The 17,927-nt window shown below is 67.0% G+C and carries 17 protein-coding genes; 13 read left to right on the top strand and 4 right to left on the bottom strand.

Annotated elements, in window-relative coordinates; all coding sequences use genetic code 11:
- The first annotated feature begins 68 nt into the window (after positions 1 to 68).
- Entirely contained in the window at positions 69 to 1,331 is a 1,263-nt protein-coding gene (fabF, locus tag G432_RS01820; RefSeq protein ID WP_015457104.1) for a beta-ketoacyl-ACP synthase II, read from the top strand.
- A 25-nt stretch (positions 1,332 to 1,356) separates the two neighbouring features.
- Entirely contained in the window at positions 1,357 to 2,358 is a 1,002-nt protein-coding gene (gene mltG, locus G432_RS01815) for an endolytic transglycosylase MltG (protein WP_015457103.1), read from the top strand.
- A gap of 105 nt (positions 2,359 to 2,463) precedes the next feature.
- On the opposite strand, the gene G432_RS01810 is transcribed toward mltG, so the two are convergent.
- From G432_RS01810 to wrbA, 3 genes are all read right to left on the bottom strand, one after another.
- Positions 2,464 to 3,375 carry a pirin family protein gene (locus tag G432_RS01810; RefSeq protein WP_015457102.1) on the bottom strand — a complete coding sequence of 304 codons (912 nt, stop codon included), beginning with the start codon at positions 3,373 to 3,375 and terminating at the stop codon, positions 2,464 to 2,466.
- 20 nt (positions 3,376 to 3,395) lie between these two features.
- Positions 3,396 to 3,710, bottom strand: coding sequence for a hypothetical protein (locus G432_RS01805; RefSeq protein ID WP_015457101.1), 315 nt, complete (start codon positions 3,708 to 3,710; stop codon positions 3,396 to 3,398).
- A 92-nt stretch (positions 3,711 to 3,802) separates the two neighbouring features.
- The gene (gene wrbA, locus G432_RS01800; RefSeq protein WP_015457100.1) at positions 3,803 to 4,402 is read right to left on the bottom strand and encodes an NAD(P)H:quinone oxidoreductase; all 600 of its coding nucleotides are present in this window, start codon (positions 4,400 to 4,402) and stop codon (positions 3,803 to 3,805) included.
- 121 nt (positions 4,403 to 4,523) lie between these two features.
- Between wrbA and G432_RS01795 the strand changes: the two genes are divergently transcribed.
- The 8 genes from G432_RS01795 to G432_RS01760 all read left to right on the top strand — a co-directional run bounded on the left by G432_RS01795 (position 4,524) and on the right by G432_RS01760 (position 13,181).
- Complete coding sequence (locus tag G432_RS01795) at positions 4,524 to 5,456, top strand: LysR family transcriptional regulator (protein WP_015457099.1); 933 nt, start codon at positions 4,524 to 4,526, stop codon at positions 5,454 to 5,456.
- A gap of 91 nt (positions 5,457 to 5,547) precedes the next feature.
- A complete protein-coding gene (locus G432_RS01790) occupies positions 5,548 to 7,011 on the top strand; it encodes an efflux transporter outer membrane subunit (RefSeq protein ID WP_015457098.1) in 1,464 nt (487 codons plus the stop codon).
- Complete coding sequence (locus G432_RS01785; RefSeq protein ID WP_084673611.1) at positions 7,011 to 8,510, top strand: efflux RND transporter periplasmic adaptor subunit; 1,500 nt, start codon at positions 7,011 to 7,013, stop codon at positions 8,508 to 8,510. The genes G432_RS01790 and G432_RS01785 overlap by 1 nt, the downstream gene beginning before the upstream one ends.
- The gene (locus G432_RS01780) at positions 8,500 to 9,204 is read left to right on the top strand and encodes an ABC transporter ATP-binding protein (protein WP_015457096.1); all 705 of its coding nucleotides are present in this window, start codon (positions 8,500 to 8,502) and stop codon (positions 9,202 to 9,204) included. The genes G432_RS01785 and G432_RS01780 overlap by 11 nt, the downstream gene beginning before the upstream one ends.
- Before the next feature lie 68 nt (positions 9,205 to 9,272).
- Entirely contained in the window at positions 9,273 to 10,481 is a 1,209-nt protein-coding gene (locus tag G432_RS01775; protein ID WP_041865064.1) for an ABC transporter permease, read from the top strand.
- A complete protein-coding gene (locus G432_RS01770) occupies positions 10,478 to 11,134 on the top strand; it encodes a hypothetical protein (RefSeq protein ID WP_236626831.1) in 657 nt (218 codons plus the stop codon). Before G432_RS01775 ends, G432_RS01770 begins: the two co-directional genes overlap by 4 nt.
- Positions 11,131 to 11,832 carry a response regulator gene (locus G432_RS01765; protein WP_015457093.1) on the top strand — a complete coding sequence of 234 codons (702 nt, stop codon included), beginning with the start codon at positions 11,131 to 11,133 and terminating at the stop codon, positions 11,830 to 11,832. Before G432_RS01770 ends, G432_RS01765 begins: the two co-directional genes overlap by 4 nt.
- Positions 11,829 to 13,181 (top strand): ATP-binding protein, encoded by a 1,353-nt coding sequence (locus G432_RS01760; RefSeq protein WP_015457092.1) that lies wholly within the window; start codon positions 11,829 to 11,831, stop codon positions 13,179 to 13,181. The genes G432_RS01765 and G432_RS01760 overlap by 4 nt, the downstream gene beginning before the upstream one ends.
- A 94-nt stretch (positions 13,182 to 13,275) precedes the next feature.
- Here G432_RS01760 and G432_RS23995 read toward each other — a convergent pair whose 3' ends face one another.
- Positions 13,276 to 13,875 (bottom strand): PEPxxWA-CTERM sorting domain-containing protein, encoded by a 600-nt coding sequence (locus tag G432_RS23995; protein ID WP_015457091.1) that lies wholly within the window; start codon positions 13,873 to 13,875, stop codon positions 13,276 to 13,278.
- Positions 13,876 to 14,306: 431 nt separating this feature from the next.
- Here G432_RS23995 and G432_RS01750 point away from each other — a divergent pair, with 431 nt between their 5' ends.
- The 3 genes from G432_RS01750 to G432_RS01740 are packed head-to-tail and all read left to right on the top strand — an operon-like array spanning position 14,307 to position 17,904.
- Positions 14,307 to 15,578 (top strand): 3-methyl-2-oxobutanoate dehydrogenase (2-methylpropanoyl-transferring) subunit alpha, encoded by a 1,272-nt coding sequence (locus G432_RS01750; RefSeq protein WP_015457090.1) that lies wholly within the window; start codon positions 14,307 to 14,309, stop codon positions 15,576 to 15,578.
- A 20-nt stretch (positions 15,579 to 15,598) separates the two neighbouring features.
- The gene (locus G432_RS01745; protein WP_015457089.1) at positions 15,599 to 16,603 is read left to right on the top strand and encodes an alpha-ketoacid dehydrogenase subunit beta; all 1,005 of its coding nucleotides are present in this window, start codon (positions 15,599 to 15,601) and stop codon (positions 16,601 to 16,603) included.
- 5 nt (positions 16,604 to 16,608) lie between these two features.
- Positions 16,609 to 17,904 (top strand): dihydrolipoamide acetyltransferase family protein, encoded by a 1,296-nt coding sequence (locus tag G432_RS01740; protein WP_015457088.1) that lies wholly within the window; start codon positions 16,609 to 16,611, stop codon positions 17,902 to 17,904.
- Positions 17,905 to 17,927 lie beyond the last annotated feature (23 nt).

The following is a 17,927-nucleotide window of genomic DNA, read 5'->3' as shown; positions in this document are numbered from 1 at the left end:
CGGAGCCGCTTCGTTTTTGCCACATTGTTTTTTGAACGCATTTTTCTGATCGATTCTTGGAGGATGCCATGCGCCGCGTGGTCGTGACCGGACTGGGGCTCGTGACGCCGCTTGGGGCGGACGTCGAGACCGCCTGGGCGAATATCATCGCGTCCAAATCGGGCGCGGGCCAGATCACCCGCTTCGATGCGAGCGATTATGCCTGCACCATCGCCTGCGAAGTGAAGCGCGGCGACGGCACCAATGGAACCTTCGACGCCAACAAGCGCGTCGATCACAAGGTGCAGCGGCAGGTCGATCCGTTCATCGTCTACGGCATCGACGCCGCGAGCCAGGCGCTCGAGGATGCGGGCCTGACGGAGATGAGCGAGGCCGAGCGCCTGCGCGCCGGCTGCTCGATCGGTTCGGGCATCGGCGGCCTGCCGGGCATAGAGAGCGAATCGCTGGTGCTGGAGCATAAAGGCCCGCGCCGGGTTTCCCCGCACTTCGTGCACGGCCGGCTCATCAACCTGATTTCCGGCCAGGTTTCGATCAAATATGGCCTGATGGGGCCGAACCATGCGGTCGTCACCGCCTGCTCCACTGGCGCCCATTCGATCGGCGACGCCGCGCGGATGATCGCGATGGACGATGCCGACGTGATGCTTGCCGGCGGCGCGGAAGGCGCGATCTGCCCGATCGGCATCGCCGGCTTCGCGCAGGCGCGGGCGCTGTCCACCGCCTTCAACGCCACGCCCGAAAAGGCATCGCGCCCCTATGACCGGGATCGCGACGGCTTCGTCATGGGCGAAGGCGCGGGCGTGGTGGTGCTCGAGGAATATGAACGCGCAAAGGCGCGCGGCGCCAAGATCTACGCGGAAGTGATCGGCTATGGCCTTTCGGGCGACGCCTATCACGTCACCGCGCCGCACCCGGAAGGATCGGGCGCCTATCGTTCGATGGAGATGGCGATCCGCAAGTCGGGGCTGTCGCTGGACGATATCGATTATATCAACGCCCACGGCACCTCGACCCCGCTGGGCGACGAGCTGGAGCTGGGCGCGGTGCGCCGCCTGTTCGGCGATGCGATCGGCGGGCTTTCCATGTCCTCCACCAAATCGGCGATCGGCCACCTGCTGGGCGGCGCCGGCGCGGTCGAATCGATCTTCTGCATCCTGGCGATGCGCGACCAGATCGTGCCCCCGACCTTGAACCTCGACAATCCGAGCGAGGGCTGCGCGGGCGTCGACCTGGTGCCGCATGTCGCCAAGAAGCGGAAGGTGAAGGCCGTGCTGAACAATTCGTTCGGCTTCGGCGGCACCAACGCCTCGCTGGTGATGCGCGCGATCTGATCGGCTCCTATCGGAGGAACGGGATATGGCCCGCAAGCGCAGGCGCAAGCGTTCCTCCGGTGGCCGCATCGGCTGCCTCCTGCTGATCGTGATCGCCGTCGCGATCGGGACGGCGGGCTATTTCTGGTATGACTGGGGGATCAGCGGACCGGCGGAAAAGCCGATATCCGTGACGATCTCCGAAGGTTCCAGCCTGACCTCCGCCGCCAGAGTGCTGGAGGAGGAAGGCGCGATCCGATCGGCGCAGACCTTCCTGCGCTTCGCCCGATTCTTCGGATCGGACGCCCCGATCCGCACCGGCGAATATGAAGTGCCGGCCCATGCCAGCGGCGCGCAGATCCTGGAGATGCTGCAAAGCGGCAAAGTGAAGCAGCGTTTCGTCACCGTGCCGGAAGGCATGCCATCGATATTGGTGCGCGAGCGGCTGATGAAGGAACCGCTGCTGACCGGCGAGGTGGCGGTGCCGGCCGAGGGATCGGTGCTGCCCGACAGCTACAGCTTCGAACGCGGCGAGGCGCGCTCGGCCGTGCTGAAGCGGATGCAGGCGGCGATGGACAGGGCGCTGGCCCAGGCGTGGAAGGCGCGCAAGCCGACGACGGTGGTGAAAAGCCCGCGCGAGGCGCTGATCCTCGCTTCGATCGTCGAGAAGGAGACCGCCGTGCCGTCCGAGCGGCGCACGGTCGCCGCCGTCTATTCCAATCGCCTGCGCATCGGCATGCGCCTGCAGGCGGACCCGACCACCATCTATCCGATCACCCAGGGCAAGCCGTTGGGCCGCCGCATCCGCCAATCCGAGCTGCGGGCGGTGAACGGATATAATACCTATGCGATCGAGGGCCTGCCCGAAGGGCCGATCGCCAATCCTGGCCTGGCCTCGATCGAGGCGGTGCTCGATCCGGCGCCCAGCAAGGCGCTCTATTTCGTGGCCGACGGCAAGGGCGGCCATGTGTTCGCGGACACGCTGGAACAGCACAATGCGAATGTGCAGAAATGGTACAAGATCCGCCGCGAACGCGGTGAGATGTAGGGCGGCACCCGGCCTTCGCTACCGGTGGCCGAACCGCCACCGCATCACCGCCGATGATGGATGATGTGGCGGCGGCGTTCGGGCCGGAGCTGTTGGCGGCCGCGCCTATGGATAGCGGACCTTGGCCTCAGGCTCCGGCGGCAGGGGGATGAATTCGGTCTCGCCCGGCACGTCGGGGAAGCGGCGTTCGCGCCAGTCCGCCTTGGCCTGTTCCAGCCGATCGGGACTGGAGGAGACGAAGTTCCAGTAGATGTAGCGCTTTTCGGGGAAAGGCTCGCCGCCGACGATCATCAGGCGGGTGGGGCCGTGGGCGGTGACGACGATCTCCGCGCCGGGGCGGAAGATCACCAGTTCCGCCTCGCCGAAGCGGCCTTCCTGCCCGGCGATCGAGACGCTGCCGGAGACGACGTAGATGGCGCGTTCGACATGTTCGCGCGGGAAGGAATAGCGCGCGCCGTCAAGAAGCTGGAGATCGCCATAGACTATGTCGGACACGGTGGGCACGGGCGAGCGGGCGCCCGCGGTCGCGCCCGCGATCAGCTTCAGGGTAAGGCCCTCGCCTTCGATCTGGGGAATGGTGGCGTCGGGATGGTGGGAGAAAGCGGGCGCGGTCTCCTCCAGCGCGGCCGGCAGCGCCACCCAGGTCTGGATGCCGTAGAGCGGGCCGCCGGACGCGCGCACTTCGTCGCCGGTCCGTTCGGAATGGACGATGCCGCTGCCGGCCGTCATCCAGTTCACCGCGCCCGGACGGATCGGCTGGACCGAGCCCAGGCTGTCGCGGTGCAGGATCTCGCCTTCGAACAGATAGGTGACGGTGGCGAGGCCGATATGGGGGTGGGGACGCACGTCCAGCCCCTCGCCCGAATGGAAGGTCGCCGGCCCCATCTGGTCGAAGAAGATCATCGGGCCGACCATCCGCTTCTTGGCCGAAGGCAGCGCGCGGCGGACCTTGAAGCCATCGCCCAGATCGCGCACCGGCGGCAGGATGACATGTTCGATATCGGGAAGTTCGGACATGGGCGCTCTCTCCGTTCGGTTCAGGGGCGATCGAGGGCGGCGATCGCGCTCACCTGATTGCGGCTATAGCCGAGCGCAATCAACTCCTGACCCAGCTTTTCCACATCCTCGCCGCTACGGCGGAGCCGGCAGACGAAGCGGCGCAACGCTTCCAGCCGGGGATCGGCCAGGGGGCGGACGGCTTCCGCGCCGGTCAATGCCGTCCACAGGCGGCGGAAGCGGGAGGGCGGCTCGATGCTACCGCAGCCGCAGCCATCCACTTCGCGCAGGCCGATCGCGACGGCTTGCCATTCGAGCTTGCTGAGCGTGGGGGCATCGGCGGGAAAGGTGGCCATGGCATCCTCCATGATCGGGTATCGGAGAAAAAGGGGGGGCGGGCCTTCGTGGGAGGGGGAGGGAACGAAGGCCCGCCGGGGTGCCGGCTTTCTCAGCCGAACAGCTTGTTGGCGATTTCCGCGACGTGGCGGCCCTGGAAGCGGGCACCGGCCAGCTCGTTCTCGCTCGGCTGGCGGGAGCCGTCGCCATTGGCGATGGTGGTGGCGCCGTAGGGCGCGCCGCCGGTTATCTCGTCATTCTTCATCTGGCCCTGGAAGCTGTAGGGCAGTCCGACGATCACCAGCCCGAAATGGAGGAGATTGGTGATGATCGAGAAGAGCGTGGTCTCCTGGCCGCCATGCTGGCTGCCGGTGGAGGTGAAGGCCGCGCCGACCTTGCCGTTGAGCTTGCCCGAGGCCCAGAGCCCGCCGGCCTGATCGAGGAAGGCGGCCATCTGGGATGAGATGCGGCCGAAGCGCGTGCCGGTGCCGACGATGATCGCGTCATAATCGGCCAGGTCGGAAACCTGCGCGATCGGGGCGTCCTGATCGTATTTGAAATGGTTGGCGCGGGCGAATTCCTCCGGCACGGTTTCCGGCACCCGCTTCACATCGACATGGGCGCCGGTTTCGCGCGCGCCTTCGGCGATGGCGTGCGCCATGGTTTCGACGTGCCCGTAGGTGGAATAATAGAGAACCAGAACCTTGGCCATGAATGCCTCCCTCGCTGGGAACCGCGGGTCCGCCCGGTGCGGCCCTGTTGGCGATGAGAATAGGGCTTTTCATCGTTGCGAAAATGGCCATGATCGAAACGCATCGTTTCGGATTCTTGGCATGGCATATCTCCCCGATTTCGAAGCCTGGGCGATCTTCGCCAAGGTGGCGGATCTTGGTTCCTTCTCCGCCGCGGCGGCGGATCTCAACCTTTCCAAGGCGACCATATCCAAGGCGGTGCAGCGGCTGGAGCAGCGGCTGGGCACGCCGCTGTTCCATCGCACCTCCCGCCGGCTTTCGCTGACGGAGAGCGGGCGCTCGTCGCTGGAGCGGGCGACCCGCATCCTGGCGGAAGGCGAAGCGATCGAGGAGGAGATTTCCGAACGGTCGGCCGCGCCGCGCGGGCAGGTGAAGCTGGCGGCGCCGATGTCGTTCGGGATCAAGCATCTTGGATCGATCCTGCCGGAATTCCTTGAGAAATATCCCGAGGTTTCCGTGGATGTGCGGCTGAGCGACGATTATATCGACCTGGTGGCCCAGGGGATCGACGTGGCGCTCCGCATCGGCGTGCTGGCCGATTCCTCGCTGCGCGCGCGGCGGCTTTGCGCGGTGCGGCGGCCGCTGGTGGCATCGCCCGCTTATATCCAGCGCTATGGCGCGCCGGAGCATCCCCGCGATATCGAGAAGCATCATGCCATCCTCTATTCCCACCTTGCCAATCCGACGCTGTGGCATTTCGAACATCCGCTGGAAGGCGAGGTGACGGTGCGCGCGCACGGCCAGCTTACCGTCAATAACGGCGATATCGTCGTGCCGGCGCTGCTGGAGGGGCTGGGCCTTGCGATCCAGCCGGAATTCCTGATCTGGAACGAGCTTCGATCCGGCAGGCTGATCGAACTGCTGCCGGGCTGGTCCAGCAAGCCGGCCGCGCTTCATGTGGTGACGCCGCCGGGCACGGTGCGGCCGGCGCGGGTGACGGCGCTGATCGATTTCCTGGCGCGCCGCTTCGTGCGGGCGCCATGGGCGCACGGCGTTGACGAAGAGGGAAAATGACGATGGCGTCGACGATGCGTGGGCCGGACGGGCCCACTTCCGTTTCAAGGCTGAAACATCCGGGCAAGAATCGGTTATCAATGGCTGATCTATGACAATCGCACCCACCCTGCGGCCGATCGGCGCGACGGCGTTGCTGGCCTTGCTTTCGGCCTGCGCCGTGGGGCCGGACTATCGGGCGCCGGCGCCATCGGACCTGAAGGTGCCCGAGCGTTTCCTGGCCGAGCGCCCCGGCGCCGAGATCGATCTGGCGCGCTGGTGGACCAGCTTCGACGATCCGGTGCTGACCCAGCTTGTCGATAAGTCGCTGGCCGCGAACCTAGACGTCGCGGTGGCCGGCGCGCGGCTGCGGCAGGCGCGGGCATCGCTGCGGCAGGCACAGGGCGGGGCGCTGCCCAGCCTCAGCGCCAGCGGATCGGTTTCCCGCAGCATCGGCAATGACGGGAACACCTATGTGGACCCGAGCACCGGGCAGACCATATCGCGCGGCGGCGACACCACCATCTTCCGGGCGGGCTTCGACGCATCGTGGGAGGCCGACATATTTGGCGGCATCCGCCGGTCGATCGAGGCGGCGCGGGCGAATGCGCAAAGCTCCGAGGCGAACCTGCATTTCACGCAGGTCAGCGTGGCATCCGAAGTCGGGCTCAATTACCTTGCCGCCCGGCTGGCGCAGGTGCGGCTGGATATCGCCCGCCGCAACCTCGCGACGCAGGACGAGACGGTGGAGATCGTCGGCTGGCGGGTGCAGGCGGGGCTGGTGAGCTCGCTGGACCTGGAGCAGGCCCGCCAGCTTCGCGCGAACACGGCCGCGACGATCCCCAATCTGGAAACCAGCTACAATAATGCGGTGAACCGGATCGCGGTGCTGCTGGGCGAGGCGCCGGGGGCGGTGAACGGGCTGCTGCGCGATCCGCAGGCGGTGCCGCTGCCGCCGGAGGCGATCGGGGCGGCCATCCCGGCCGAGATCGTCCAGCGCCGGCCGGATATCGCGGCGGCCGAACGCACGCTTGCCGCCGAGACCGCGCGCATCGGCGTCGCCACCGCGCAGCTCTACCCCGCACTGCGCCTCAGCGGATCGTTCAGCGGTTCGGATACCTCGCTGGGCGACTTGCCGAGTGCGATGATCGGCAATCTGGTGGCCGGGATCACGGCGCCGATCTTCAACGGCGGCCAGATCCGCGCCCAGATCGAAGGGCAGCGGGCCAGCGCCGATGCCGCGCTGGCGACCTACCGCCAGACGGTGCTGACCGCGCTGGAGGAGGTGGAGAATGCGCTGACCGCGCTCACCAATGCCGAGCGGCGCGAGCGCGAGGTGATCGCGGCGGCGGAGGCGGCGGAGAATGCCGTGATCTATGCGCGCAGCCAGTATCGCGCCGGCCTTATCGACTTCCAGGCGCTGCTGGAATCCGAACGCAGCCTGCTTTCCGCGCAGGATAGCCGGGCATCGGCCCGCGCCGACCGCGCCAATGCGACCGTGCAGCTATACAAGGCGTTGGGGGGCGGCTGGGAGGCCGCGCCGATACCCGCGACCGCCCTTTCGACGAGGCCATGATGGACCAGCCGACCGCCAACAACAAATCCGATATCGACGCCTTTCTGGGCGTCGAGGCCGCGTCCAAGCCGCTCACCTACCTGAAATGGGCGGCGGTGGGCGTGGCCGTGCTGCTGATCGCCTGGATCCTCTGGCGCATGATCGTGGGGAGCGCGCCGCAGGTGGCCTATGCCACCCAGACGGTTCGGCGCGGCGACCTGACGGTGACGGTCTCGGCCACGGGCAACCTCCTGCCGACCAACCAGGTGGACGTGGGCTCGGAGCTTTCGGGCATGGTGACCGAGGTGTTCGTCGACAATAATGATCGGGTGACCAAGGGCCAGGTGCTGGCCAAGCTCGATACCTCGCGGTTGCAGGATTCGATCAACCAGAGCAAGGCGGCGCTCGCTTCCGCGCAGGCCAATGTGATGCAGGCCCAGGCGACGGCGGACCAGAGCCGCGCGAACCTGAACCGCCTGCTGGAGGTCTATCGCCTGTCCAAGGGCAAGGTGCCTTCCGCCACCGAGCTGGATACGGCACGGGCGGACAATGCCCGCGCGCTTGCCGGGGTGAAGACGGCCGAGGCGCAGGTGGAGCAGGCGCGCGCGCAGCTTTCGTCCGACCAGACGCAATATTCGAAGGCGCTGATCGTATCGCCGGTCAACGGCGTCGTCCTTTCCCGCCAGATCGAGCCGGGGCAGACGGTGGCGGCATCGTTCAACGCGCCGGTGCTGTTCCAGATCGCCGAGGATCTGCGCCGGATGCGGCTGGAGGTGAAGGTGGACGAGGCGGATGTCGGCCAGGTCCGCAAGGGCCAGCGCGCGACCTTCCAGGTGGATGCCTTCCCCGGCCGGACCTTCCCGGCGGTGATCGAGCGGGTCGACCTGGGCGCCAATGCCAGCAGCACATCTTCCTCCTCGACCACCACGGCAACGTCATCCAGCGTGGTCGCCTATGTCGCGCGGCTGACGGTGGCCAATGACGACGAGCTGCTCCGCCCGGGCATGACGGCGACCGCCGACATCGTGACGACGGAGAAGACCGGCGTTCTGCTGGTTCCGAACGCGGCGCTGCGCTTCACGCCCGATCGGGCCGGCGCGGGATCGCAGGGCGGCGGACTGACCAGCGTGCTGAGCCCGCGTCCGCCCCGGCGCGGCAACCGCGCGACGCGCGAGGTGAGCATCGGCCGGGGCAGCCAGCAGACCATCTACATATTGGGCCAGGACGGGAAGCCCAGGCCGATCAAGGTGACGGTGGGCGATTCCAACGGCAGCGAAACCGAGGTGACCGGCCCCGACATCAAACAGGGCATGGACGTGATCACCGGGCAGCTCGCCGCCGGGCAGGTCAGCGAGAAGCGGGGCGGATCACGCGGAAGCGGCGGCGAGGGCGGCAATGGCCAGGCCCCTGCCGCTCCCGCCTCTGCGGGCGGCGCCGGCGACCAGAATGGCGGCAGGCCGGCATCCGGCGGCGCAAACCGCCCGGCAGGGCGGCAGGCGGGTGGGGCCGATGGCGAGTGAGCCGCTGATCCGTCTGCGCAGCGTCGTCAAGACGTTCGGCAGCGGCGCCACCGCCTTCCAGGCGCTGCGGGGGATCGACCTGGATATAGAGGAGGGCGATTTCGTCGCGATCATGGGGCCGTCCGGTTCCGGCAAGTCGACGATGATGAACATCCTCGGCTGCCTCGACGTGCCGACCGAAGGCGAGTTCCTGTTCCGCGGCCACCATGTCGAATCGCTGGATCGCGACCAGCGGGCGCTGCTGCGGCGGCGCTATCTGGGTTTCGTGTTCCAGGGCTTCAACCTGCTGGCCCGCACCAGCGCGCTCGAGAATGTCGAGCTGCCGCTGCTCTATCGCGGGGAGGACGGGAAGACGCGGCGGGAAATGGGCATGGCGGCGCTGGACAAGGTGGGCCTAGCCGACTGGTGGGATCACACCCCGGCCGAACTTTCCGGCGGGCAGCAGCAGCGCGTGGCCATCGCCCGCGCGATCGTCACCCATCCGCAGGTTCTGCTGGCCGACGAGCCGACCGGCAATCTGGACAGCGCGCGATCGGTGGAGATCATGGAGTTGCTGACGGACCTGAACCGTTCCAGCGGCATCACCGTGCTGATGGTGACGCACGAGCCCGACATGGCGGCCTATGCCCACACCATCGTCCATTTCAAGGACGGTCTGATCGAGCGGATCGACCACGGGGCGCTGACATCATGAACCTCCACACCCCCGAGCTTGCGAATGCCGCGGCCGAGATCCGCGCTCGATCCAGCGGGCCGCTGCGGCTGCTGGGCACCACCGTCGCACTGGCGATCCGGGAGATCCGGCGGCATTTGCTGCGATCCTTCCTGACGATCCTCGGCATCGTGATCGGCGTCATGTCCGTCGTGACGATGGTGACGCTGGGCAATGGCGCGACCGCGGCCGTGCAGGAAAGCATTTCCAGCCTGGGCGCCAACATCCTGCAGATCCGGCCCGGCCAGGGTTTCGGCCGGGGCGGCGGCGGGCCGCAGCCGCCCGATTTCAAGGAACGCGACGTGGAGGCGATCCGCACCCAGATAGCGGGGGTGCGGGCGGTGGCGCCGCAGGCGCAATCCACCGGCGTGGCGATCCGCAACGCGGCCAACTGGTCCACCACGATCAACGGCACGACCGACGATTATTTCACCGCGCAGCAGTGGAACCTGAGCGAGGGGCGTATCTTCACGCCCGCCGAGGAACAGGCCGGCAAGGCGGTGTGCATCCTGGGCAGCACCGTGGTGCAGAACCTGTTTCGCCGCGAGGACCCGATCGGCCAGCGCTTCCGCGTGAAGGACGTATCCTGCGAGGTGATCGGCACGCTGACGACGCGCGGGCAGGGCGGCTTCGGCAACGATCAGGACGACGTGATCATCATGCCGATCAAGACGGTGCAGCGCCGCTTCACCGGCAATCGCGATATCCGCAACATCATGGTTTCGGTGGACGAGGCCTATGATTCCACCACCGTGCAGGAAAGCATTTCCAAGCTGCTGCGCGAGCGGCGGAACATCACCGGCGCCAAGGAAGACGATTTCAACATCTTCGACACCAAGCAGATATCGGAGACGCTTTCCGGCACCACCCAGATATTGACCGCGCTGCTGGGCGCGGTGGCGGCGGTGAGCCTGCTGGTGGGCGGCATCGGCATCATGAACATCATGCTGGTTTCGGTGACGGAGCGGACCCGCGAGATCGGCATCCGGCTGGCGATCGGCGCGGTGGGGCGCGAGGTGCTGCTGCAATTCCTGGTGGAATCGGTGGCGCTGGCCTGCCTTGGCGGCATCATCGGGCTGATATTGGCGCTGATCGCATCGATGGCGCTGGCGCCGGTGCTGAAGGTGCCCTTCATCTTCGATCCGCAGATCAACCTTTTGGCCTTTGCCTTTTCGGCGGGGATCGGCGTGATCTTCGGCTATTTCCCGGCGCGGCGGGCGGCCTCGCTCAATCCGATCGAGGCTTTGAGGCACGAATGATGCGCTGGTCCCCGCTGGTCCTGCTGGCGATGGCGGCCGCCATGCCGGCCGCCGCCAAGCCGAAGCTGCCGCCATGCCCGCCCAAGGGGCCGCAGCTCTTCATCGCGCCCATGGGCGAGCCGTTCCGCGCCGGGCCGGACGATCCCTATCCGGTGGGGCTCTGGTTCGCCAAGGCGGACGGGGACGGCGACGGGCGGCTGACGCGGGCCGAGTTCCTGGCCGATGCCGATCGCTTCTTCGCGGTGCTGGATGCCGACAGGGATGGCGAGATCATCCCGGACGAGGTGATCCGTTACGAACGCGATATCGCCCCCGAAATCCGGCTTTACGCGCGGGGCCCAGGAACGGGGATGGGCAACCGCAAGATCAAGAAGAAGGACATCCCGGCCTATGGCGCGCCGCTGGGAGCGGGGCGCTGGTCCCTCATCAACATCCCCCAGCCGGTGATATCGGCGGATGAGGATTTCAACCGGGCGATCACGCTGGCCGAGTTCCGATCGGCGGCGCAGCAGCGCTTCACGGGCCTCGATACCGCCAATGCCGGCGCGCTGACGCTGGCGGGATTGCCGATGACGCCGGCGCAGGCGGCGGCCACCAACTGCATGCCGGCCGATCCGGCGCCGGAGGTCCCGGTACGGGGGAAAGGGCGATGACCGAAGCGGCACCGCGCATCATCGTCGTCGATGACGATGCCGAGCTGAGATCGCTGGTGGCGGATTTCCTGACCGCCAACGGCATGGAGGTGGCGAGCGCCGCCAACGGGCAGGAGATGGACGCGCTGATGGCGGAGCGGCGCTTCGACCTCGTCGTGCTCGACCTGATGATGCCGGGGGAGGACGGGCTTTCGATCCTGCGCCGGCTGCACAAGCCCGGCGGCCCCGGCGTTATCATGCTTTCCGCCATGGGCGAGGATACCGACCGGATCATCGGGCTGGAGGTGGGCGCGGACGATTATCTGCCCAAGCCCTGCAATCCCCGTGAGCTGTTGGCCCGCGTCCGCGCCGTGCTGCGGCGGCGGGCGGAGCAATCGGGGGCGTCGACGGGGCCGGTGCGCCGGTTCGGCGACTGGACGCTCGATATCGTCGACCGCAGCGTATCCCGGCGCGGGCAGCCGCCGGCGCCGCTGACCGATGCCGAATTCCGCACGCTCAACGCCTTTCTGGATCGGCCGCAGCGCGTACTGACCCGCGACATGCTGATCGAGCATGGCAAAGGGCTGGACAGCGACGTGTTCGATCGCGCCATCGACGTGACGATCAGCCGCCTGCGCAAGAAGCTGGGCCATGACGATCCGATCCGCACCATCCGCAACGAAGGCTATATGTTCACGCTGAAGGTGGTGGACGAGTGAGGCTGCCGCGCCCTCGCGGGCTGCCGATATTCTGGCAGACCCTGCTGCTGGTGCTGGCAAGCCTGGCGGCATCGCAGATCGTGACGCTGGCGATGTTCGTCGTGCTCGATCCGCCCCGGCCCGATTTCAACCGGCTGGGCGACGTCGCCGATGCGCTGGCGGGCGGACGGCGGGAGCGCGGCGACCGCGAAAGGGTGCTGATCGTGCAGGATCGCCGCCCCATGCCCGTGCAGGCGCCAGGGATGACGAGCGATCCGGCCTTCACCCGCAGGCTGGCCGATCGGCTCGGCCGGCCGGAAGCGCAGGTGCGGCTGTTCTTCGAGCCGGATCAGCGCGCTTCCTTCGGTAACGATCGCCACCGGCATGGCGACCGGCTGGTGCCGATGCGGCGCGGCGAGCCGTTGTTCTTCGGGACGGTGACGGCGGCAGTGGAGCGCGCGGACGGCTGGCGGGTCGTCAACACGCCGCCGCGCCCGCTGATCGCGGCATGGCAGCGGCGCATCCTGCTATGGTTCGCGCTTTCGGCGATCGCCCTGCTGCCGCTCGCCTGGTGGTTCGCGCGGCGACTGACCCGGCCGATCCGCCGCTTCGCCGATGCCGCCGAACGGATGGGGCACGATCCCCTGGCGCCGCGCGTGGCGGAGGAGGGGCCGGCCGAGCTGCGCCAGACCGCCCACGCGCTCAACCTGATGCAGGAACGGATCGCCGCCTATGTGGCGGAACGGACGGCGATGATCGGCGCGATCGCGCACGACCTGCGCACCCCGCTCGCCCGCATCGCCTTCCGCATCGAGGCGGCGCCGGACGACGTGCGCGACAAGGTGCAGGCGGATATCGAGCAGATGCGCGCCATGATTGCCGCCACCATCGGCTTCGTCCGCGGATCGACCAGCAGCAACGAGATCGCCGATGTCGAGCTGGGATCGCTGCTGGAAGGGCTGGCGCATGACGAGGCGGACATGGGCCGCCCGGTTTCGGTGGGGCGGATCGATCCGGCGCAGGTGCGCGGCGACCGGCTGGCGCTGGCCCGCCTGTTCCAAAACCTGATCGACAATGGCGTGGCCTATGGCGAACGGGTGGAGCTTTCCCTGATCCGCGAGGGGCAGGAGGCGGTGGCGATCGTCGCCGATCGCGGGGCCGGCATCGACGAATCCCAGATCGACCGGCTGTTCCAGCCCTTCGAGCGCGGCGATCCATCGCGCAACCGCCAGACGGGCGGCATCGGCCTGGGGCTGACCATCGCCCGATCGATCGCGCGCGAGCATGGCGGCACGCTGATCCTCCGCAATCGCGCGGGCGGGGGGCTGGAGGCGGTGTGCCGACTGCCGGTCCGCAACGCGGGCGCCTGACCGGCGGACGGAAAAAGGGGCCGCGGATATCTCCACGGCCCCTCCCGAATGAATTGCCCCTGAGCGTCGGGCGGTCCGGTCCGCCCTTCCGCGCCTAGCTGAAGGAAAGGACCTGGCGGCGCCGGCGCATGCTGGTGCCGACCACCCCGAAGCCGACCAGCAGCATTGCCCAGGTCGTGGGTTCCGGCACGGCGTTGGCGGCGGTTTCCACCGTCACATTGTCCAGCAACCAGTCCGACGGGTTGTTGAGGAACGAGAAGGCCAGGTTGAGCGTGTCAGACGTGGCGAGCGCCTCGATCGTGAACGTGCCGTAATCGAACGCGACGAAATTGTCCGGCAGGCTGAAGGTTTCATCCCCCAGCGTCACGCTGAAGGCGTTGTTGCCGCTGGCATTCGTATTGCCGGGGGCGTTGGCCAGAACGAAGGTCAGGGTATAGGTCTGGCCGGCGACCACGTTCAGGACCTGGCTGAGCGTGCTGCCCGTCAGGGTGCCGAGCGCGGCCGAGTAGGTGCCGTCATAGACATGGCCCGGTGCCGTGAACACATTGTCGGTGGCGAAATCCCCACCCTGGGTCCAGCCGGAGAAGTCGCCGGTTTCGAAATCCCCGTTGGTGACGAGGGCTGCCTGCGCCGGCGCCGTGCCGATCCCTAAAGCCAGCAGAGCCGGAAGCGCGAGTTTTCTTAAAGTCCCCATATTCCTGATCCTTTTTTCACAGGCGGGCCCCCTCGCTCGAAGGGAGTGCTACTCTTGTGATCTATTGCGACGCAACATCCGGCGGGGCGATTTCGGGGATTTTGCGCCGTCCGGTGGGAAAGGGCGGATGGGTGGATGTAATCTGCCTGTCATTTATCCCATGAATTCAGTCGGATAAATGACACGCTTTGCCGCTTTCGAAGGATGGAGGCGCCAGGCGTCCGTTCGGTAAATCGTTGCAGGGCAACAAAAGTCGGTTCCCGGGCGTCTCCCTCTTTCGGAGGGAAGATGGGCCTCCGAAGGCCGATTATCGTCGTTGAAACAATGTTGCGCCACTGTATAATATTCGACAAAGCGACACCTCCCGACTTTCGGGAGTGGCAGGCGCTGTGCGGCCGGAATGGCCGGTAAGTGACGGGAGAGATTGGACGGTGCCAAACGACTCGGACAGGCGCAACCTGCGCCCCTTGAGCCTGCATGTGCCGGAGCCGCGATTCCGGCCCGGCGATATCGTGGATTTCAACGATTTCGAGATTCCGGCGGCGGGATCGGTGGACCGCCCGGCCATCGATGCCGATCCGTCGGCGATGACGGGCCATGCCTATACGCTGGTCCGCGTGCTGGACGATGAAGGCCGCGCAATCGGCCCATGGGACCCGAAGCTTTCGCCAGAGCGGCTGATCCGCATGCTCCGCCACATGGCGCTGACGCGGGCCTATGACGATCGCATGTATCGCGCCCAGCGCCAGGGCAAGACCAGCTTCTACATGAAGTGCACCGGCGAGGAGGCGACCGCGATCGGCGCCGCTTATGCGCTGGCTGGCGACGACATGGTTTTCCCCAGCTACCGTCAGCAGGGCATATTGATCGCGCGCGATTGGCCGCTGATTGACATGATGTATCAGGTCTATTCGAACAAGGGCGATCGGCTGAAGGGCCGGCAGATGCCGATCATGTATTCGGCGCGCGATGCCAGCTTCTTTTCGATATCGGGCAATCTCGCCACCCAATATCCGCAGGCGGTGGGCTTTGCGATGGCCAGCGCGGCGAAGGGCGATACCCGCATCGCCGCCGCCTGGTGCGGCGAGGGATCGACGGCGGAGGGCGACTTCCATTCGGCGATGACCTTCGCCTCCGTCTATCGCGCGCCGGTGATCCTGAACGTGATCAACAACCAGTGGGCGATCTCCTCCTTCTCCGGCTTCGCGGGCGCCGAGGCGACCACCTTCGCGGCGCGCGCGGTGGGCTATGGCATTGCCGGCTTGCGCGTGGACGGGAACGACGCGCTGGCCGTCTATGCCGCCACCGAATGGGCGGCGGAGCGGGCGCGCAACAATTACGGCCCCACCCTGATCGAACATTTCACCTATCGCTCGGAAGGGCATTCCACCTCGGACGATCCGACCAAATACCGGTCGGCCGAGGAAAAGGTGAAATGGCCGCTGGGCGATCCCATCGCCCGCCTGAAGCAGCATCTGATCCTGATCGGCGCCTGGGACGAGGATCGCCAGGCGGCGATGGATGTCGAGGTGGCCGAGGAAGTGCGCGCCGCCCAGAAGGAGGCCGAGAAGCTCGGCATCCTCGCCGACGGGCTGAAGCAGCCGTTCGACAGCATGTTCGAGGATGTGTTCGAGGAAATGCCCTGGCACCTGAAGGAGCAGCGCGACCAGATGACCGCGGAACGCGAGGCGGCCGGCATATGAGTGATACGTCCACCAAGACCATGAACATGATCCAGGCGATCAATTCCGCGCTGGACGTGATGATGGCCCGCGATTCCGATATCGTCGTGATGGGCGAGGATGTCGGCTATTTCGGCGGCGTCTTCAAGGCGACCGAAGGCTTGCAGGCGAAGCACGGCAAGACCCGCGTGTTCGATACGCCGATCACCGAATGCGGCATCATCGGCGTCGCCGTCGGCATGTGCACCTATGGGCTCCGGCCGGTGCCGGAGATCCAGTTCGCCGATTATATCTATCCGGCGCTGGATCAGATCGTCTCCGAAGCGGCGCGGCTGCGCTATCGTTCGGCAGGCGAGTTCACCGCGCCGATCACGGTGCGATCGCCCTTCGGCGGCGGCATCTTCGGCGGCCAGACCCATTCGCAGTCGCCCGAGGGCATCTTCACCCACGTCGCCGGGCTGAAGACGGTGATCCCGTCCAACCCCTATGACGCCAAGGGCCTGCTGATCGCCGCGATCGAGGATAATGATCCGGTGATCTTCTTCGAGCCGAAGCGCATCTATAACGGTCCGTTCGACGGCAATTATGATCGCCCCGTCACGCCCTGGTCGAAGCATCCGACCAGCGCGGTGCCGGAAGGCTATTACAAGGTGCCGCTGGGCAAGGCGGCGGTGGTGCGGCCGGGCAATGACGTGACCGTGCTGGCTTATGGCACGATGGTGCATGTCGCCGCCGCGGTGATCGAGGAAAAGGGCATCGATGCCGAACTGATCGACCTGCGCACGCTGGTGCCGCTGGATATCGAGACGATCACGGAATCGGTGAAGAAGACCGGGCGCTGCGTGGTGGTGCATGAAGCGACCAAGACCTCCGGCTTCGGGGCGGAGCTTTCGGCCCTCGTGCAGGAACATTGCTTCCACCATCTGGAAGCGCCGGTGCAGCGCGTGACCGGATGGGACACGCCTTACCCCCATTCGCTCGAATGGGCCTATTTCCCGGGGCCGGTGCGGCTTGGCGAAGCGCTGAAGCGCGTGATGCAGGATTGAGGATGATGGCAAGGTTCACGTTCAAGCTGCCGGATATCGGCGAAGGCATCGCCGAGGCGGAGATCGTCGCCTGGCACGTCGCGGTGGGCGATGTGGTGGAGGAAGACCAGCCGCTGGCCGACATGATGACCGACAAGGCGACGGTGGAAATGACCGCGCCCGTCGCCGGCAAGGTGGTGGAGATTGGCGGCGGGGTGGGCGACATGCTCGCCATCGGCTCCGCGCTCGCCATATTCGAGGTGGAAGGCGAGGTGGCCGAAACCGTCGAGGCAGTGGCCAGCGCGCCGCAGCCCGCCTTCGAGGCCGCGCCCAACGAGGCGGCGCAGGTGGTGAAGCCCGATCCCGTGCCGGAACCCCGGCCCGCGCCGGTTGCGGCGGTGCCCGCCACGTCGGAGGCGGCAGTGGCACCGGCACCGGCACCGGCACCCACCAGCGAGGCGGAGCATGGCCGCAAGCCGCTGGCGTCGCCGGCGGTGCGGCAGCGCGCCAGGGATCTGGGCATCGACCTTGCGCTGGTGAAGCCGGCGCAGGGCGATCGGGTGCGGCATGCCGATCTCGATGCCTTCCTCACCTACAACCAGGGCTATCGCCCTGCCGGGCACGCGCGGGCCGACGAGGCGATCCGGGTGATCGGCATGCGGCGGCGGATCGCGGAGAATATGGCGGCATCCAAGCGCCACATCCCGCACTTCACCTATGTCGAGGAAATCGACGTCACCAAGCTGGAGGACCTGCGCGCGGACCTGAACGCCACGCGCGGCAACCGGCCGAAGCTGACGATGCTGCCGCTGCTGATCGTCGCGATCTGCAAGGCGCTGCCCGATTTCCCGATGATCAACGCGCGCTATGATGACGAGGCGGGCGTGGTGACGCGCCACGGCGCCGTCCACCTCGGCATGGCGACGCAGACCGATGCCGGGCTGATGGTGCCGGTGATCCGCGACGCGCAGGATCGCAACGTCTGGCAGCTTGCCGACGAGATCCGCCGGCTGGCCGATGCCGCGCGCAACGGCAAGGCGAAGTCGGAGGAGCTTTCAGGCTCTACGCTGACGCTCACATCGCTCGGTCCGCTGGGCGGCATCGCCACCACGCCCGTCATCAACCGGCCGGAAGTGGCGATCATCGGCCCCAACAAGATGGTGGAACGGCCGGTGATCCGCGACGGCGAGATCGCGGTCGCCAAGCTGATCAACCTTTCCATCTCCTGCGACCATCGCGTCGTCGATGGCTGGGATGCGGCGAGCTTCGTGCAGGCGCTGAAGCGGCTGCTGGAGACGCCGGCGCTGCTGTTCGTGGATTGAGATTTCCGCCATCCCGGCTTTCG

Source organism: Sphingomonas sp. MM-1 (genome assembly GCF_000347675.2).
GTDB classification, from domain to species: Bacteria; Pseudomonadota; Alphaproteobacteria; order Sphingomonadales; family Sphingomonadaceae; genus Sphingomonas_E; species Sphingomonas_E fennica.
This window is presented reverse-complemented; position numbering and strand designations above follow the sequence as displayed.

Bases quoted from the DNA above. Each gene is read 5' to 3' on its own strand.
- G432_RS01745 (WP_015457089.1), top strand. From the start codon at position 15,599: ATGAACATGATCCAGGCGATCAATTCCGCGCTGGACGTGATGATGGCC.
- G432_RS01810 (WP_015457102.1), bottom strand. From the start codon at position 3,375: ATGTCCGAACTTCCCGATATCGAACATGTCATCCTGCCGCCGGTGCGC.
- mltG (WP_015457103.1), top strand. From the start codon at position 1,357: ATGGCCCGCAAGCGCAGGCGCAAGCGTTCCTCCGGTGGCCGCATCGGC.
- wrbA (WP_015457100.1), bottom strand. From the start codon at position 4,402: ATGGCCAAGGTTCTGGTTCTCTATTATTCCACCTACGGGCACGTCGAA.
- G432_RS01770 (WP_236626831.1), top strand. From the start codon at position 10,478: ATGATGCGCTGGTCCCCGCTGGTCCTGCTGGCGATGGCGGCCGCCATG.
- G432_RS23995 (WP_015457091.1), bottom strand. From the start codon at position 13,875: ATGGGGACTTTAAGAAAACTCGCGCTTCCGGCTCTGCTGGCTTTAGGG.
- G432_RS01765 (WP_015457093.1), top strand. From the start codon at position 11,131: ATGACCGAAGCGGCACCGCGCATCATCGTCGTCGATGACGATGCCGAG.
- G432_RS01780 (WP_015457096.1), top strand. From the start codon at position 8,500: ATGGCGAGTGAGCCGCTGATCCGTCTGCGCAGCGTCGTCAAGACGTTC.
- G432_RS01795 (WP_015457099.1), top strand. From the start codon at position 4,524: ATGGCATATCTCCCCGATTTCGAAGCCTGGGCGATCTTCGCCAAGGTG.
- G432_RS01785 (WP_084673611.1), top strand. From the start codon at position 7,011: ATGGACCAGCCGACCGCCAACAACAAATCCGATATCGACGCCTTTCTG.
- G432_RS01790 (WP_015457098.1), top strand. From the start codon at position 5,548: ATGACAATCGCACCCACCCTGCGGCCGATCGGCGCGACGGCGTTGCTG.
- G432_RS01740 (WP_015457088.1), top strand. From the start codon at position 16,609: ATGGCAAGGTTCACGTTCAAGCTGCCGGATATCGGCGAAGGCATCGCC.
- G432_RS01805 (WP_015457101.1), bottom strand. From the start codon at position 3,710: ATGGCCACCTTTCCCGCCGATGCCCCCACGCTCAGCAAGCTCGAATGG.
- fabF (WP_015457104.1), top strand. From the start codon at position 69: ATGCGCCGCGTGGTCGTGACCGGACTGGGGCTCGTGACGCCGCTTGGG.